The organism is Dryocola sp. LX212, from assembly GCA_041504365.1.
Taxonomy (GTDB): domain Bacteria; phylum Pseudomonadota; class Gammaproteobacteria; order Enterobacterales; family Enterobacteriaceae; genus Dryocola.
In genome coordinates this window covers 3,889,024-3,903,999 of sequence record CP167917.1, presented here as the reverse complement: position 1 = coordinate 3,903,999, position 14,976 = coordinate 3,889,024, and the positions used below count along the sequence as shown (strand labels likewise).

Here is a 14,976-nt window from a genome sequence, read left to right as displayed (position 1 = left end):
CAGGAGTGAGAAATCACTCCTTTTTTTCGCCTTTATTCCGGCGCAGCTTCTTCCAGATTTTGGTTTCCTGGCCGCGCCATAAGCGCTGAATATTATCGTGGTGGCGCATCAGGATCAGGCAGGAGAGCATGGCGACCGGGAAGGTAAATTCCGGCCGGAACCACCAGACGTAAAACGGGGCGATAAGCGCACTGACAATTGCGCCCAGCGAGGAATAGCCGCTAAGCAGCACGGTAAGCAGCCAGGTGCCCGCCATCACCCCGGTTAAATCGAAGCCGATAGGGGCGATAGCACCAAACGCGGTTGCCACACCTTTTCCGCCGTGAAATTTGAAAAATACCGGCCAGATGTGTCCCAGGCATGCGGCGATAGCAATCAGCCCCAGCCAGAAGGGCGTCACGCCCAGTTCATAAGCCGCCCAGACCGGCAGCATGCCTTTTAAAACATCAAAAATCAGTACCGCTACGGCTGCGCCTTTGCCGCCAATACGTAAGACATTGGTAGCACCTGGATTGCCGGATCCGTTCTCACGCGGGTCGGGAAGTCCCGCAAGTCTGCAAACCAGAATGGCGCTTGAAATGGAGCCGCAAAGATACGCGAGGATAATCATGCCTGGCGCGATTGCACTCATAACGCTGTTCCATTTTGAAAGTGTCGTTGTATTCTTCGCATTTGTGGATAATACGCATATTTCGCCGGAAGTGGTATCTGGCGTCACTAAAAACCGGGTGGGGCGTGATGGACATAGTATTTATAGAGCAACTGACTGTAATCACCACGATTGGTGTTTACGACTGGGAACAGACCATCGATCAGAAGCTGGTCTTCGATATCGAAATGGCGTGGGACAACCGCACGGCTGCCAGCAGCGACGACGTTAATGACTGTCTGAGCTACGCTGACGTCAGCGAGGCGGTTATCAGCCATGTCGCAGGCGGACGATTTGCGCTGGTGGAGCGCGTCGCAGAGGAGGTCGCACAGCTGTTGTTAGCCCGATTTAACTCTCCGTGGGTGCGTCTGAAGGTCAGCAAGCCGGGTGCTGTAGCCCAGGCGGCAAACGTCGGCGTGGTCATCGAGCGTGGCGTTAATCTTAAAGAAAACAAATAATTTCATCAGCGTTAAACAAAACGTGCCTAAGCTGGTCTTAGCCAGTAGTTTTTAGCGGCTGTCGCTTTGCGAACGCCGTATTTTTGTCTCTTTTTTTAGGGGTTAGAGGGTTTAGTAATGAGCGATGTTCACTCGCTGGCGATAGCCGCGATTCTCGGTGTGGTTGAGGGGTTAACGGAGTTTTTACCTGTCTCGTCCACCGGACACATGATTATTGTTGGTCATCTTCTGGGATTCGAAGGTGATACCGCAAAAACATTTGAAGTCGTGATTCAGCTCGGCTCTATCCTTGCCGTGGTGGTGATGTTCTGGCGTCGTCTGTTTGGCCTGATAGGTATTCACTTCGGACGCAAACCTGTCCAGCATGAAGGAATGGGCAAAGGTCGCCTGACCTTAATCCACATTCTGTTGGGCATGGTACCTGCAGTGGTGCTGGGGCTTATCTTCCACGACACAATAAAATCGCTCTTCAATCCGATAAACGTGATGTATGCGCTGGTGGTTGGCGGCGTGCTGCTGATTGCGGCTGAACTGCTTAAACCTAAAGAGCCGCGCGCGGTTGGCGTTGACGATATGACTTATCGTCAGGCTTTCATCATCGGTTGTTTCCAGTGCCTTGCACTCTGGCCGGGCTTCTCCCGCTCCGGGGCGACAATCTCAGGCGGCATGCTGATGGGCGTGAGCCGCTATGCCGCCTCCGAGTTCTCTTTCCTGCTCGCGGTGCCGATGATGATGGGCGCAACGGTGCTGGATGTTTATAAGAGTATTGGCTTCCTGACGATGGCGGACTTGCCGATGTTTGCCGTTGGCTTCTTCACCGCCTTCGTGGTGGCGCTGATTGCGATTAAAACCTTCCTGCAGCTCATCAAGCGCATATCGTTTATCCCGTTCGCCATCTACCGTTTCTTCGTAGCGGCGGCGGTTTACTTCGTCTTTATGTGATTTGCATGCCCTCAGCCCTGCGGCTGGGGGCAGTTCTCCGCTTTCCACTTCGCAACGGCCTCAATACGGCGTTTCGTCAGCTCATCGCGAATAGCCGGGCCGCTGAAACCTGCCTCGATAACTTCTTTGTTCGTCACGCCCTGCGCGGCCTGCCATGCGGCTCGCAGCATTCTGCCCTGCGGATAATCACTTCCTTCAAATCCCGTGCGCCCACGCGCGTCCGCTTCGCTGGTTAAAGCGATTTGCTCCACGCGATGGGGCTTGCGCCAGGCGTCGATGGTATCAAACAGCTTTACGATGGTTTTTGGCTGGAGGATGGGCAGGGTATGGATCAGATCGTGATATTCCGCGACCAGCTTTGCCAGGTCGCGGATCTCGTTCGGCACCCGCATGCGCTGGCAGAGATTCTCCACCAGCTTCACGCCGGCAGGCCCGTGTCCGTGGTGGCGAGGCCAGAATTCTTTAGGCGTCAGGCCTTTACCCAGATCGTGGCAGAGGGTGGCAAAACGCACGTCTACTTCCGGGCTGAGCTGTGCGGCAATGGCCAGCGTCATCAGCACGTGAATGCCGGTGTCGATTTCCGGGTGCCACTTCGCCGGGGCCGGAACGCCAAACAGAGCATCTATTTCCGGGAACAGGACGGCAAGGGCGCCGCATTTGCGCAGTACATCGAAATAAATCTGGGGATTACGTGAGGTGAGTGCATTTTCCGTTTCCTTCCAGACGCGTTCAGGCGTGAGATGCGCCAGCTCTCCGCCTTCGGCCATGCTTGTCATCAGGGCCAAGGTTTCGGGGGCAATCTGAAAGTTTAGGTGGGCGTAACGTGCAGCAAAACGCGCCACGCGCAGCACGCGAAGCGGATCTTCATTGAAAGCCGGGGACACATGGCGCAGCAGGCGCTTTTCGACATCTGCCCGCCCGTTGTAGGGATCGACCAGCTCGCCGTGTTCGTCCTGGGCGATGGCATTGATGGTGAGATCGCGGCGCAGCAGATCCTGCTCAAGCGTGACGTCAGGCGCGGCATAGCAGGTGAAACCTGTATAACCCTGGCCTGACTTGCGCTCGGTGCGAGCCAGCGCGTACTCTTCGCGGGACTGTGGGTGCAGGAATACCGGGAAATCTTTCCCGACCTGCTGATAGCCCGCATCCAGCATTTCCTGAGGGGTTGCACCAACCACGACCCAATCTTTATCTTTGACCGGTAGTTTTAACAACCCATCACGAACGGCACCACCGACCAGATAAATCTCCACCCTTAACTCCCCTGCATCGACTAAACATTACGGATAATACGTAAGTGTAGGATACAGGGTTGGGGATTAATTCATCCAGCGGTCTTTCTTCTTGCGGCTTGGGATCATGTGCGGCAGCAGTAAACCGAACAGCAGACCGACGCCCAGCACGCCGCCGCCATACATGAACCACTGCATGATGATGGCGCGCTGTTTATCATCGAGCTGGACGTTGGCCGCGTTAACTTTCTTTTGCGCCACGATCAGCTGATTTTTAAGCTGTTGATTTTCTTCTTTAAGGCCAGTGATGACACCGTCACTCTGTGCGACTTTCTGCTGCATTTCCGCAGTGCGCTGATTCCAGGTGGTGTCGATATTGGTGAGCTTGTCGGTCAGGTCTTTAACCTGTTTTTCCAGGTCCGGCACGCGGGTGCGCAGGCTTGGGGTTGCGCTCAGCTGTGCAGAAGGGATCCAAGAGGAACGGCCTTTGCTGTCACGGATCTGGGAGTATTTGCTCTCTTCGTTGCTTTGTAGCAGGGTCACTTCTTCGCCCGCGTTCACGGTACCTTGCAGGCGATAGTTATCACCGGGGCCACTACGAACCCAGGTGTTCAATTCGTCGGAGACATAACGTTTTTCATCGGCATGGGCCACTACGGTAACGCTAAGTGAAAGCAAAGTAAGGCAAATCAGGCGTAATTTCTGCATTAGTTCATCATTATTGTCATAAAGTGTGGAACGATAGTAGTGGCATCAGTCTGACGGTGCAATCCGTAAACCTGAATGGGAATCATCCTGGTGTGAATTTAGCCACTACCGCAATGTCTGTCCCCTGTCTACGGGGTCGGCAGCCATCAAATTGCGCGCGATGCGTGGCAATTTACGGCAAAATATTATCTACTGACCAACAATAAGTTATTAAGTTCGCCAGGACATCGCTCCTGCGTGACGCAACTATAAGTAAAAAGACGATGCCACAAGAAATCGAACTCAAGTTTATCGTAAATCCCGCTGCGCTGGACGCCGTGCGCGCCACGTTGAATTCCCTTGAAAGTGAACACAGCGAACCTCGCCAACTCCTAAATATTTATTATGAAACGGCAGAGAACACGCTGCGTCGTCACGATATGGGCCTGCGCATTCGTGGGGTTGACGGCAAGTATGAAATGACGATGAAAACTGCCGGCCACACTATCGGCGGGCTTCATCAGCGACCGGAATACAACGTCGAACTCGGCAAGGCCGAGCTGGACCTCTCTTTGTTACCTGCAGAAGTCTGGCCGGAAGGTACGAATATCGACCTGTTACAGGCTGAACTGACGCCGTTATTCAGTACAGACTTCACCCGTGAAAAGTGGGTGGTTACTCACCGTGGAAACAAGATCGAACTTGCTCTCGACTTGGGCGCAGTGAAAGCCGGTGAGCTAAGCGAAGCGCTTTGCGAGCTGGAGCTTGAGCTCCTGGAAGGGGAAACATCTGCCATCCTCGAACTGGCACAACTGCTGATTGCGCAGCCGGGGTTGCGCCAGGGCAGCCTGAGCAAAGCCGCGCGCGGCTACCATCTGGCGCAGGGCGATGCCGCTCGCGAAATCAAACCGCTAACCGTGCTGCGCGCTGCGCCAAAAGCTACGGTAGAACAGGGGCTTGAAGGCTCCCTGGAAATGGCGCTTGAGCACTGGCAGTATCACGAAGAGCTCTGGGTGCGGGGCAGCAAGCAGGCGAAAGCCGCCGTGCAGAATGCAGTGGGCCTGGTGCGTCACGCGCTGGCGCTGTTTGGCGGTATTATCCCACGCAAAGCGAGTACTCGCTTACGTGAGGCGCTAATGACTTACGAAGCGATGCTGGCACAGAACGGTAAAACAGACGATCTGGTTTACAGCGCGGAGAGCAGCCAGGCAAAACTGGCTCTGATCGAATGGCTGGTTAACCGTGAGTGGCAAAAGTTTGTTGATGAAAAGGGCAGCGTCAAGCTTGCCGGCTCCTTCAAGCGCTTTGCGGATACTCATCTTTCCCGCCATGCCGCAGAGCTGCGTACTACCTTCCAGCGCCCTCTGGGTGACAGCTACGGCGATCAGCTACCGCGCCTGGCGCGTGAAACCGACTCAATCCGCATTTTAGCCGGGGTTTATGACGATGCCGTCACCCATCCGTGGCTGGAAAACTGGCAGGGTCTGCGTCACGCCATCACCACTAAGCAGCAGGTAGAAATCGAACACTATCGTAATGAGGCCATCTCGCAGGCGCCGTTCTGGCTGCACAGCGGGAAATAATCGTATGTAGGGACAACACCATGATGCCGCACCCGCTTCTATTACAGCAGCACTTGCAGGCGGTATTACCGCGCCTGCCACAAGAGATCGTAAGCCAGCAGCTGAGCGCACAGGCGCATGCCGTACTGGCATTCAGTGATTTTGTTTGCGACAGCATGGTGGCCTTTCCCGCCTGGCTGGCAGAGCTTGAACGACAGGCACCGCAGCCGGATGAGTGGCAGCATTACGCTGTCTGGCTGCAAAACGAGCTGCAGGAAGTGCATGACGAAGCGGCGCTGATGAAAGCGCTGCGCCTGTTTCGCCGCCGCATTATGGTACGCATCGCCTGGGCGCAGACTTTACGGCAGGTGCCGACGGAAACGTCGCTGCAGCAGCTGAGCGTTCTTGCCGAAACGTTGATTATTGCCGCGCGCAACTGGCTGTACGATGCGTGCTGTCGCGAATGGGGCACGCCGTGCAATCAGGCGGGAGTTCCGCAGCCGCTGATGATCCTCGGCATGGGCAAGCTGGGCGGCGGCGAACTGAACTTTTCCTCCGACATTGACCTTATTTTCTCCTGGCCGGAAAACGGCTCTACGCAGGGAGGGCGTCGCGAGTTAGACAACGCGCAGTTCTTCACGCGCCTGGGGCAGAAGCTCATAAAAGTGCTCGACCAGCCCACGCAGGACGGCTTCGTCTACCGCGTGGATATGCGGCTGCGCCCGTTTGGCGACAGCGGCCCGCTGGTGCTGAGCTTTGCGGCGCTGGAGGATTATTACCAGGAACAAGGAAGAGACTGGGAACGCTACGCAATGGTTAAGGCGCGCATTATGGGCGACACGGACGACGCGTGGAGCCAGGAGCTGCGCAATATGCTGCGTCCGTTCATCTTCCGCCGCTATATCGACTTCAGCGTCATCCAGTCGCTGCGCAACATGAAGGGGATGATTGCCCGTGAAGTGCGCCGCCGGGGGCTGACGGATAACATCAAGCTCGGCGCAGGCGGCATCCGTGAAACCGAATTTATCGTGCAGGTGTTCCAGCTGATCCGCGGTGGGCGGGAGCCGTCACTTCAGTCCCGCGCGCTGCTGCCGACGCTGGAGGCAATTCAGCAGCTTAATTTGTTGCCGGAAGACGATGCGCAAAAGCTTCGTACTTCCTATCTCTACCTGCGCCGCCTTGAGAACCTGCTGCAAAGCATCAACGATGAACAAACGCAGACGCTTTCCGCTGACGAACTCAGCCGCGCCCGCCTGGCGTGGGGCATGAATGAAACGGACTGGGAGGCGTTACAGCTCACCCTGCAGGGGCACATGAATGACGTGCGTCAGGTATTTAACGACCTGATTGGCGACGACGAGCCTGAAGTGGGCGAAGATAAAATTGCCGAGGCCTGGCGAGAACTCTGGCAGGATGCGCTGGATGCCGATGACGACACTGCCGTGCTCGGTCATCTTACCCCTGAAGCGCGGGCAGAGGTGCTGAAGCTGGTGGCAGAATTCCGCCAGGATACGGACAAGCGCACGATTGGCCCGCGCGGCAGACAGGTGCTGGATCAGCTTATGCCGCGCCTGCTGTGCGAAGCCTGCTCGCGCAATGATGCGCCGCTACCACTGTCACGGCTTATCCCTCTGCTGCTGGGCATTGTGACACGCACAACCTACCTTGAGCTGCTGACGGAATATCCCGGTGCGCTGAAACATCTCATCACCCTTTGCGCCGCCTCGCCGATGATTGCCGGTCAGCTGGCGCGTTACCCGCTGCTGCTGGATGAGCTGCTCGACCCGAACACGCTCTACCAGCCGACGGCCACGGACGCTTATAAAGACGAGCTGCGCCAGTATCTGCTGCGCGTGCCGGACGACGATGAAGAGCAGCAGCTGGAGGCCCTGCGCCAGTTTAAACAGGCGCAGCTGCTGCGCGTAGCCGCAGCGGACATCGCGGGCACGCTGCCGGTGATGAAAGTCAGCGACCATCTAACCTGGCTTGCGGAGGCGATTATCGACGCCGTGGTTCAGCAAGCCTGGACACAAATGGTGGCGCGCTTCGGGCAGCCCAAACACCTGCGGGAGCGCGAAGGCCGAGGATTTGCCGTGATCGGCTACGGTAAGCTGGGTGGTTGGGAGCTGGGCTACAGCTCCGATCTGGACCTTGTTTTCCTGCATGACTGCCCGGCAGATGTCATGACCGACGGCGAACGTGAAATCGACGGGCGTCAGTTCTATCTGCGCCTCGCTCAGCGCATTATTCATCTGTTCAGCACCCGTACATCCTCCGGCATTTTGTACGAGGTGGACGCGCGTCTGCGTCCGTCTGGTGCGGCGGGCATGCTGGTGACCACCGCCGAGTCCTTTGCGGATTATCAACAGAATGAGGCATGGACCTGGGAACATCAGGCGCTGGTTCGCGCCCGCGTCGTCTACGGTGATCCGCAGCTCAACCGCGAGTTCGATGAAATTCGTAAGCAGATTCTATGTCGCCCGCGCGATGGCGAAAAGCTGCAGATCGAGGTCCGTGAAATGCGCGAAAAAATGCGCGCACATTTAGGCGGTAAAAACCGCGATCGCTTTGATATAAAAGCGGATCAAGGCGGGATCACGGATATAGAGTTCATTACCCAGTACCTGGTTTTACGTTATGCTGCGCAGGCCCCAAAACTGACGCGCTGGTCCGACAATGTGCGCATTCTGGAATTAATGGCGCAAAACGACATCATGGGTGATGACGAAGCGAAGGCGCTGACGCATGCTTATGTCACTTTGCGGGATGAGCTACACCATCTCGCGTTGCAGGAGCTGCCGGGTAATGTGGCGCTGGATGCGTTCGTGAGCGAGCGTGAACAGGTCGAGCGCAGCTGGAAAGCATGGCTGGGCGAGGCGCAAACGCGCGCGGAAGCTTAATTGTGATATTATCACGCGCAAAAATTTTACCCTTTCTGGAGAGTCAGGAATGAAAGTAACGCTGCCCGAATACAGCCGCGCAGGCGTCATGGTCGTTGGTGATGTGATGCTGGATCGCTATTGGTACGGCCCAACCAGCCGTATCTCACCGGAAGCGCCGGTGCCGGTTGTGAAGGTCGATACCATTGAAGAACGGCCTGGCGGTGCGGCGAACGTAGCGATGAACATTGCGTCGCTCGGTGCAAACTCCCGCTTAGTAGGCCTGACCGGCATTGACGATGCCGCCCGTGCTCTGAGCCAGACGCTGGCTGGTGTGAACGTGAAGTGCGACTTTGTCTCCGTTCCGACCCATCCAACCATTACCAAACTGCGCGTCCTTTCCCGCAACCAGCAGCTGATTCGTCTGGATTTCGAAGAAGGTTTTGAAGGGGTTGATCCTGAGCCCCTGCACGAGCGCATCAGCCAGGCGCTGCCCCATATCGGTGCGCTGGTGCTGTCTGATTATGCCAAAGGCGCGCTGGCAAGCGTTCGCGACATGATTAACCTGGCTCGCGCGGCCAACGTCCCCGTTCTGATCGACCCGAAAGGCACCGATTTTGAACGCTATCGCGGCGCGACGTTGCTGACGCCAAATCTGTCAGAATTTGAGGCCGTTGTTGGTAAATGTAAAACCGATGCCGAGCTGGTTGAGCGTGGCATGAAGCTGATTGCCGACTACGATCTTTCCGCGCTGTTGGTTACCCGCTCAGAACAGGGTATGACCCTGCTACAACCGGGCCAGAAGCCGTTCCATCTGCCGACCCTCGCTCAGGAAGTGTATGACGTGACGGGGGCAGGTGACACGGTGATTGGCGTGCTGGCGGCTACGCTTGCGGCGGGCAACTCGCTGGAAGAAGCGTGCTATTTCGCTAACGCGGCGGCAGGCGTCGTGGTGGGCAAACTTGGTACCTCTACCGTCTCCCCAATCGAGCTGGAAAACGCCGTTCGTGGCCGTGCCGATACCGGTTTCGGGGTCATGGCCGAAGCGGAGCTGAAGGTTGCCGTGGCGGCGGCTCGCAAACGTGGTGAGAAGGTCGTGATGACCAACGGCGTGTTCGATATCCTTCACGCGGGTCATGTCTCTTATCTCTCAAACGCGCGTAAGCTGGGCGATCGGCTGATTGTGGCGGTAAACAGCGATGCTTCTACCAGACGCCTGAAAGGGGAAACCCGTCCGGTGAACCCGCAGGATCAGCGAATGATCGTGCTCTCCGCGTTGGAAGCGGTGGACTGGGTAGTGCTGTTTGAGGAAGATACGCCGCAGCGCCTGATTGGCGAGATCCTGCCGGACCTGCTGGTCAAAGGCGGCGACTACAAGCCTGACGATATCGCCGGTAGCAAAGAAGTGTGGGCAAACGGCGGCGAAGTGATGGTGCTGAACTTTGAGGATGGCTGTTCAACGACGAACATCATCAAAAAGATCCAAAGCCACGACGCTTAAGCATTGCAATAAGAAACGCCCTTTCAGGGGCGTTTATGACTGATGACAAAGCCAGGTTTTGTAGGGTGGATAAGCGTAAGCGTCATCCACCATTGACGGCTGTAGTGTCGGATGACGCTATTGCTTATCCGACCTACGAAAAAGGTTTGTCAGCAATTCCAAACGCTCCTGACGGGGCGTTTTACATATGAGGTTCTGTCGGCGGGAGCACTTCTGGTGCTGCTGGCGTGGCCGGGCGGTTTTCGAGCTCACTTAAACGCTGTTCCAGCAGGGCCAGCTTCTCACGGGTGCGCAGCAAGACCTGAGTCTGCACATCGAACTCTTCGCGGCTCACCAGATCCAGACGGGTTAACTGGGACTGCAGAACCTGACGGATTTTCTTTTCGACATCATCCCCGAACTCACGAATCCCTTTCGGCATTGACTCATGAACCTGACGGGCGATTTGCTCAATTTTTTTCGGGTCAATCATAGTGGTTTCCATTTAGCCTGCGTGAATCATTCAATTGTAATGCCTGATTGCCAGGGGATAAACCTGAAATGGCGTTGCCAGCGAAAATCATCGGCGTTATAGTAAGTCTGCTTATTCTCAGGGCGGGGCGAAACTCCCCACCGGCGGTAAATCAGCGTACGCTGAAAGCCCGCGAGCGCTCCGGTTCACGCCGGAGGTCAGCAGATCCGGTGTAATTCCGGGGCCGACGGTTAAAGTCCGGATGGGAGAGAGTAACGACAATGTACAGGCTGCGGCCTGCTCACGTTATTTTTTTAGCTCCTAAGACTGCCCTGATTCTGGTAACCACAATTTTAATGAGGTTTTACTTACCATGAATCAGACGCTCCTTTCTGCATTTGGCACCCCGACTCAGCGTATTGAACTGGCGCTTAACGCTCTGCGCGAAGGCCGCGGTGTGATGGTTCTTGACGATGAAAATCGTGAGAACGAAGGCGATATGATCTTCCCTGCCGAAACCATGACCGTTGAGCAAATGGCATTGACCATTCGCCACGGCAGCGGCATTGTCTGCCTGTGCCTGACCGACGAACGCCGTAAACAGCTCGAGCTACCAATGATGGTAGATAACAACACCAGCGCCTTCGGCACAGGTTTTACCGTCACCATCGAAGCCGCACACGGCGTGACTACCGGCGTTTCTGCCGCTGACCGTCTTACTACCGTTCGTGCGGCCATTGCCGATGACGCGAAGCCAGGCGACCTGAACCGCCCGGGGCACGTGTTCCCACTGCGCGCTCAGCCCGGCGGCGTGCTAACCCGCGGCGGCCACACTGAAGCGACTATCGATCTGGTTTCCCTGGCGGGCTTCAAGCCAGCAGGTGTACTCTGTGAGCTGACAAACGATGACGGCACCATGGCCCGCGCGCCGGAATGCATCACCTTTGCCCGCCTGCATAACATGGCTGTGGTCACCATCGAAGATCTGATTGAATACCGTCAGACTCACGAACGTAAAGCCAGCTGATAAATATAAAAAACCCGGTTTTAACCGGGTTTTTTATTAGCCGATGCCGCTCGTTTGCAGCAGCGTCAGGCTCAGTCCCATCACCGCCATGCCACAAAGTACGCCATAGCTCGGATTATTGTGCGGGTCGATCTCTTTAGCCAGCGGCATCAGTTCATCCACCGACAGCGCTACCATAATTCCCGCCACGGCTGCCATAATCGAAGCCATGACGACGGGTGAGATCATCGAGCCAAGAATCAGCCACGCCAGTACGCCACCAAGGATCTCCGCAAGTCCGGATACGCCTGCCCAGAGAATGGCTTTGCGTTTAGAGCCCGTCGCGGCATAGACCGGACCAGCTACCGCCAGGCCTTCAGGAATATTGTGCAAGGCCACGGCAAGGGCAATCCCCAGGCCCAGCTCAAGGTTAGCGCTGGCGGTTACAAAGGTGGCAATACCCTCCGGGAAATTATGCAGGCTGATCCCGAGCGTGAGCAGCAGGGCGGTGCGCCGGAGGTTTGGCACGTTGAGCGTGTTGTCCATCAGATCCTGAGGATGCGCGTGGGGCAGCGTTCTGTCGAGGGCAAAATAGCCGACCAGCCCGAGTACAAACATGCCGTAGCCCAGCACCGGGGACATACCCGCGGTGTGCAGCGCTGCGGGCAGCATTTCCATCAGCGAAATCAGCAGCATTATCCCGGCGGCAAAACCGAGAGAAAACGCCAGCACGCGGTTTGATGGCTTCTGGCCGAGCACGCCAAGAAATGCGCCGATAAAAGTGGCGCCGCCAGCTAACAGGGTCAGGATTAACGGGACTGACATTCAGGCTCCTTGTTCACATTCAAATTTACTGACGATCTTCATCATGCTTATCTGAGTTCTTCCGGCATCAATTGGGGATAGAGTTGTGTCATTCAAGTGAATTAATGAAGGACACCACCATGACAACCCAACGTATGCCCGCGCTTTTCCTTGGTCACGGAAGCCCGGTGAACGTGCTGGAAGATAATCACTATACCCAGGCCTGGCGTCATTTGGGAGAGACTCTGCCGCGCCCGAAAGCGATTGTCGTGGTGTCCGCACACTGGTTCACCCGCGGCACCGGCGTCACCGCCATGGAAGCGCCGAAAACCATTCATGACTTCGGTGGTTTTCCGCAGGCGCTCTACGATACGCACTATCCTGCACCGGGTTCCCCCGAACTGGCGCAGCAGCTTGTCGATTTGCTGGCACCTGAGCACGTCACGCTGGATAAAGAAGCCTGGGGCTTTGACCACGGCTCCTGGGGCGTTCTAATCAAGATGTACCCGGACGCGGACATACCGATGGTGCAACTGAGTATAGACAGCACGAAACCTAACGCCTGGCACTACGAAATGGGCCGTAAGCTGGCAACGCTGCGTGACCAGGGCATTATGCTGATAGCCAGCGGTAACGTGGTGCATAACCTGCGCACCGCACGCTGGCACGGTGAAAACATCCCATACCCCTGGGCAGAGTCGTTTAACCAGTTCGTGAAGGATAATCTCACCTGGCAGGGGCCGGTCGAAGCGCACCCGCTGGTGAACTATCTGCAGCACGAAGGCGGTTCGCTGTCGAACCCGACACCGGATCACTATCTGCCGTTACTGTATGTACTGGGCGCGTGGGACGGCAAGGAAGCGGTTACGATCCCGGTAGACGGCATTGAGATGGGGTCTTTGAGTATGCTGTCGGTGCAGATTGGCTAAAGTAAGAAGGGCGCGAAGTTCGCGCCCTTTTTTTACTCTACAAACACGTGTGGATAGAAGCGTGAAAGATCCTGAGTGATTAACGCCCGGTCCTCACGAATACCGATCCCGGCGGGTTGATCGTTGATCAGCCAGCTGCCGATCAGCGTGTAGCTGTCGCCAAATTTTGGCAGCGGATAAAACTCCTGGACGATCATCCCTTCTTCGCCATACGGACCTTCTGCACTGGCAATCTCCTCACCGTTGGCGATGATCTTCACGTTGGCGCCTTCGCGGGAGAAGATCGGCTTCACGACGTATTTATCCATTGCCGGATAATCGTCTTCTGCAAAATACGCGGGCAGCAGGTTAGGGTGGTTCGGGAACATCTCCCACAGCATCGGCAGCAGCGCTTTGTTGGAGATAATGCTTTTCCAGGCCGGTTCCAGCCAGCGCACACCAGCATCCTCAAGCTTGGTAGAGAACATCTCGCGCAGCATGAATTCCCACGGGTACAGTTTGAAGAGGTTGCTGATAACCTGATCCTGCAGATCGGTGAACTGGCCTTTCTCGCCCAGGCCAATCTCTTCCATATAAACGAATTCGCTCGCCACTTCCGCTTCTGCGGCACAGTCCTGGAGGTACTGGATCGTTCCGCGATCTTCTACCGTGTCCTGACAGCAGGCGAAGTGCACCATGTTAAAACCGTGCTGCTGTTTCAGCTCGGCAAAACGCTCAATGATTTTCTCCTGCAGGCTGTTGAACTGGTCGCTTCCCGGCGGCAGATTGCCCGCCTGCAGCTGATCTTCCAGCCAGATCCACTGGAAGAAGGCGGCTTCATATAAAGAGGTTGGCGTGTCCGCGTTATTTTCCAGCAGCTTAGGTTCACCCACGCCGTCCCATGCCAGGTCCAGGCGGGAATAAAGCGAAGGCTGCTGGCTGCGCCAGGACTGACGGACAAACTCCCAGGTGTGATTTGGAATGCGGAACTTAGCCATTAGCTCATCGCTGGCAACAACCTTTTCAACGACCTTCAGGCACATCTGATGAAGCTCGGCGGTAACCTCTTCCAGGTGTTCGACCTGCGCCAGCGTCAGCTTGTAATAAGCATCCTCACACCAGTACGGCTCGCCATACATGGTGTGGAAGTTAAAACCGTATTCGGTGGCTTTTTCGCGCCAGTCCGGGCGCTCGCTGATTGCGACTCTTTCCATGACGCTTATCCGCCCATAGAACGAGAAGAGCCGGTCGCGCTGCTGCGCTGCATGCTGGTCTGTTTGGCAACCGACTCACCAAATCCGCCACGAGTGACGGTGCTGGTGGTTGCTGGCTTCGGAGCCATAGCCGTTTTAGGAACCGTTGTGGTGCGGCCCGGCGTGGCTGCGCCGTAGCTCTTGCCGCTGGCATCGGCGTATTTACCGTAAGCCGGGCTGGCCGGATTTTTAGAGCTGAACAGCGGCTGCTGGGCAAAGCCCGCGCCACCGCCCATCAGGCGGCCCATCATGTAGCCCGCCATTAGCGGCATCCAGAAGCTGCCGCTTTGCTGAGTCTGTGCCTGATTCTGGTTTTCACCGGCCATGCTGGCCTGGGCCGGAGCCGGCTGGCACTGACCTTCGCCAAATTCAGCAATACACTCTTCACGAGAGGCATATTTAGGCGCGGTGCGCTCGGCTTCTTTCAAAGCATTGTTGTAGGACGTGGTGCATTCCGCGCTTTTACCCGGGTTGGCCTGGGCGCAGTCGTCCGCGTTCTGGTACATGGAGACGGTTTCGTCATTCTGCTCGCAGCCCGCCAGCATAAATACGGCGGTAACGGCCAGCGCAACCGGCGTTAAATGTCTGGCGTTCCAGCTTTTGCGGAACGAGGCGTGATTTATCGTTTTTGTCCGTTTCATTTT

General features: G+C 56.4%; 14 protein-coding genes and 1 riboswitch. Of the genes, 7 read left to right on the top strand and 7 right to left on the bottom strand.

Going from position 1 to position 14,976, the window contains the following annotated elements:
- Window positions 1-13 precede the first annotated feature (13 nt).
- Complete coding sequence (gene plsY / locus ACA108_18675) at window positions 14-631, bottom strand: glycerol-3-phosphate 1-O-acyltransferase PlsY (GenBank protein XEX95339.1); 618 nt, start codon at window positions 629-631, stop codon at window positions 14-16.
- A gap of 107 nt (window positions 632-738) precedes the next feature.
- On the opposite strand from plsY, the gene folB reads away from it, so the two are divergent.
- Both folB and bacA read left to right on the top strand, forming a co-directional pair.
- Window positions 739-1,107 (top strand): bifunctional dihydroneopterin aldolase/7,8-dihydroneopterin epimerase, encoded by a 369-nt coding sequence (gene folB, locus ACA108_18670; protein ID XEX95338.1) that lies wholly within the window; start codon window positions 739-741, stop codon window positions 1,105-1,107.
- A 117-nt stretch (window positions 1,108-1,224) separates the two neighbouring features.
- Entirely contained in the window at window positions 1,225-2,049 is an 825-nt protein-coding gene (gene bacA, locus ACA108_18665) for an undecaprenyl-diphosphate phosphatase (GenBank protein XEX95337.1), read from the top strand.
- 11 nt (window positions 2,050-2,060) lie between these two features.
- Here the strand turns inward: bacA and ACA108_18660 are convergent, their stop codons facing one another.
- Together ACA108_18660 and ACA108_18655 are read right to left on the bottom strand one after the other, a co-directional pair.
- Window positions 2,061-3,302, bottom strand: a complete 1,242-nt coding sequence (locus tag ACA108_18660; protein ID XEX95336.1) for a multifunctional CCA addition/repair protein — start codon at window positions 3,300-3,302, stop codon at window positions 2,061-2,063.
- A 66-nt stretch (window positions 3,303-3,368) separates the two neighbouring features.
- On the bottom strand, window positions 3,369-3,989 hold the full coding sequence (locus ACA108_18655; protein ID XEX95335.1) for a TIGR04211 family SH3 domain-containing protein: 621 nt from the start codon (window positions 3,987-3,989) through the stop codon (window positions 3,369-3,371).
- Window positions 3,990-4,252: 263 nt separating this feature from the next.
- Here ACA108_18655 and ACA108_18650 point away from each other — a divergent pair, with 263 nt between their 5' ends.
- Genes ACA108_18650 through hldE form a run of 3 tightly spaced genes read left to right on the top strand, consistent with a single transcriptional unit; the run spans window position 4,253 to window position 9,910 of the window.
- The gene (locus ACA108_18650) at window positions 4,253-5,551 is read left to right on the top strand and encodes an inorganic triphosphatase (protein XEX95334.1); all 1,299 of its coding nucleotides are present in this window, start codon (window positions 4,253-4,255) and stop codon (window positions 5,549-5,551) included.
- 23 nt (window positions 5,552-5,574) lie between these two features.
- The gene (gene glnE, locus ACA108_18645) at window positions 5,575-8,430 is read left to right on the top strand and encodes a bifunctional [glutamate--ammonia ligase]-adenylyl-L-tyrosine phosphorylase/[glutamate--ammonia-ligase] adenylyltransferase (protein ID XEX98160.1); all 2,856 of its coding nucleotides are present in this window, start codon (window positions 5,575-5,577) and stop codon (window positions 8,428-8,430) included.
- 49 nt (window positions 8,431-8,479) lie between these two features.
- The gene (hldE, locus tag ACA108_18640) at window positions 8,480-9,910 is read left to right on the top strand and encodes a bifunctional D-glycero-beta-D-manno-heptose-7-phosphate kinase/D-glycero-beta-D-manno-heptose 1-phosphate adenylyltransferase HldE (protein ID XEX95333.1); all 1,431 of its coding nucleotides are present in this window, start codon (window positions 8,480-8,482) and stop codon (window positions 9,908-9,910) included.
- Between the two features lie 181 nt (window positions 9,911-10,091).
- Here hldE and ubiK read toward each other — a convergent pair whose 3' ends face one another.
- Window positions 10,092-10,382: a ubiquinone biosynthesis accessory factor UbiK gene (gene ubiK, locus ACA108_18635; GenBank protein ID XEX95332.1), complete on the bottom strand. Its 291-nt coding sequence runs from the start codon at window positions 10,380-10,382 to the stop codon at window positions 10,092-10,094.
- A 109-nt stretch (window positions 10,383-10,491) separates the two neighbouring features.
- Window positions 10,492-10,639, top strand: a riboswitch (FMN riboswitch).
- Window positions 10,640-10,734: 95 nt separating this feature from the next.
- Between ubiK and ribB the strand changes: the two genes are divergently transcribed.
- Window positions 10,735-11,388, top strand: a complete 654-nt coding sequence (gene ribB / locus ACA108_18630) for a 3,4-dihydroxy-2-butanone-4-phosphate synthase (protein ID XEX95331.1) — start codon at window positions 10,735-10,737, stop codon at window positions 11,386-11,388.
- 36 nt (window positions 11,389-11,424) lie between these two features.
- Here the strand turns inward: ribB and zupT are convergent, their stop codons facing one another.
- Complete coding sequence (gene zupT, locus ACA108_18625) at window positions 11,425-12,192, bottom strand: zinc transporter ZupT (GenBank protein ID XEX95330.1); 768 nt, start codon at window positions 12,190-12,192, stop codon at window positions 11,425-11,427.
- A gap of 119 nt (window positions 12,193-12,311) precedes the next feature.
- Between zupT and ygiD the strand changes: the two genes are divergently transcribed.
- Complete coding sequence (ygiD, locus tag ACA108_18620; protein XEX95329.1) at window positions 12,312-13,100, top strand: 4,5-DOPA dioxygenase extradiol; 789 nt, start codon at window positions 12,312-12,314, stop codon at window positions 13,098-13,100.
- 32 nt (window positions 13,101-13,132) lie between these two features.
- Here ygiD and ACA108_18615 read toward each other — a convergent pair whose 3' ends face one another.
- Together ACA108_18615 and ACA108_18610 are read right to left on the bottom strand one after the other, a co-directional pair.
- Window positions 13,133-14,293, bottom strand: coding sequence for a glutathionylspermidine synthase family protein (locus tag ACA108_18615; protein ID XEX95328.1), 1,161 nt, complete (start codon window positions 14,291-14,293; stop codon window positions 13,133-13,135).
- A 5-nt stretch (window positions 14,294-14,298) separates the two neighbouring features.
- A complete protein-coding gene (locus ACA108_18610; protein XEX95327.1) occupies window positions 14,299-14,973 on the bottom strand; it encodes a DUF1190 family protein in 675 nt (224 codons plus the stop codon).
- Window positions 14,974-14,976 lie beyond the last annotated feature (3 nt).

Bases quoted from the DNA above. Each gene is read 5' to 3' on its own strand.
- plsY (XEX95339.1), bottom strand. From the start codon at position 631: ATGAGTGCAATCGCGCCAGGCATGATTATCCTCGCGTATCTTTGCGGC.
- folB (XEX95338.1), top strand. From the start codon at position 739: ATGGACATAGTATTTATAGAGCAACTGACTGTAATCACCACGATTGGT.
- bacA (XEX95337.1), top strand. From the start codon at position 1,225: ATGAGCGATGTTCACTCGCTGGCGATAGCCGCGATTCTCGGTGTGGTT.
- ACA108_18655 (XEX95335.1), bottom strand. From the start codon at position 3,989: ATGCAGAAATTACGCCTGATTTGCCTTACTTTGCTTTCACTTAGCGTT.
- ACA108_18650 (XEX95334.1), top strand. From the start codon at position 4,253: ATGCCACAAGAAATCGAACTCAAGTTTATCGTAAATCCCGCTGCGCTG.
- glnE (XEX98160.1), top strand. From the start codon at position 5,575: ATGCCGCACCCGCTTCTATTACAGCAGCACTTGCAGGCGGTATTACCG.
- hldE (XEX95333.1), top strand. From the start codon at position 8,480: ATGAAAGTAACGCTGCCCGAATACAGCCGCGCAGGCGTCATGGTCGTT.
- ubiK (XEX95332.1), bottom strand. From the start codon at position 10,382: ATGATTGACCCGAAAAAAATTGAGCAAATCGCCCGTCAGGTTCATGAG.
- ribB (XEX95331.1), top strand. From the start codon at position 10,735: ATGAATCAGACGCTCCTTTCTGCATTTGGCACCCCGACTCAGCGTATT.
- zupT (XEX95330.1), bottom strand. From the start codon at position 12,192: ATGTCAGTCCCGTTAATCCTGACCCTGTTAGCTGGCGGCGCCACTTTT.
- ygiD (XEX95329.1), top strand. From the start codon at position 12,312: ATGACAACCCAACGTATGCCCGCGCTTTTCCTTGGTCACGGAAGCCCG.
- ACA108_18615 (XEX95328.1), bottom strand. From the start codon at position 14,293: ATGGAAAGAGTCGCAATCAGCGAGCGCCCGGACTGGCGCGAAAAAGCC.
- ACA108_18610 (XEX95327.1), bottom strand. From the start codon at position 14,973: ATGAAACGGACAAAAACGATAAATCACGCCTCGTTCCGCAAAAGCTGG.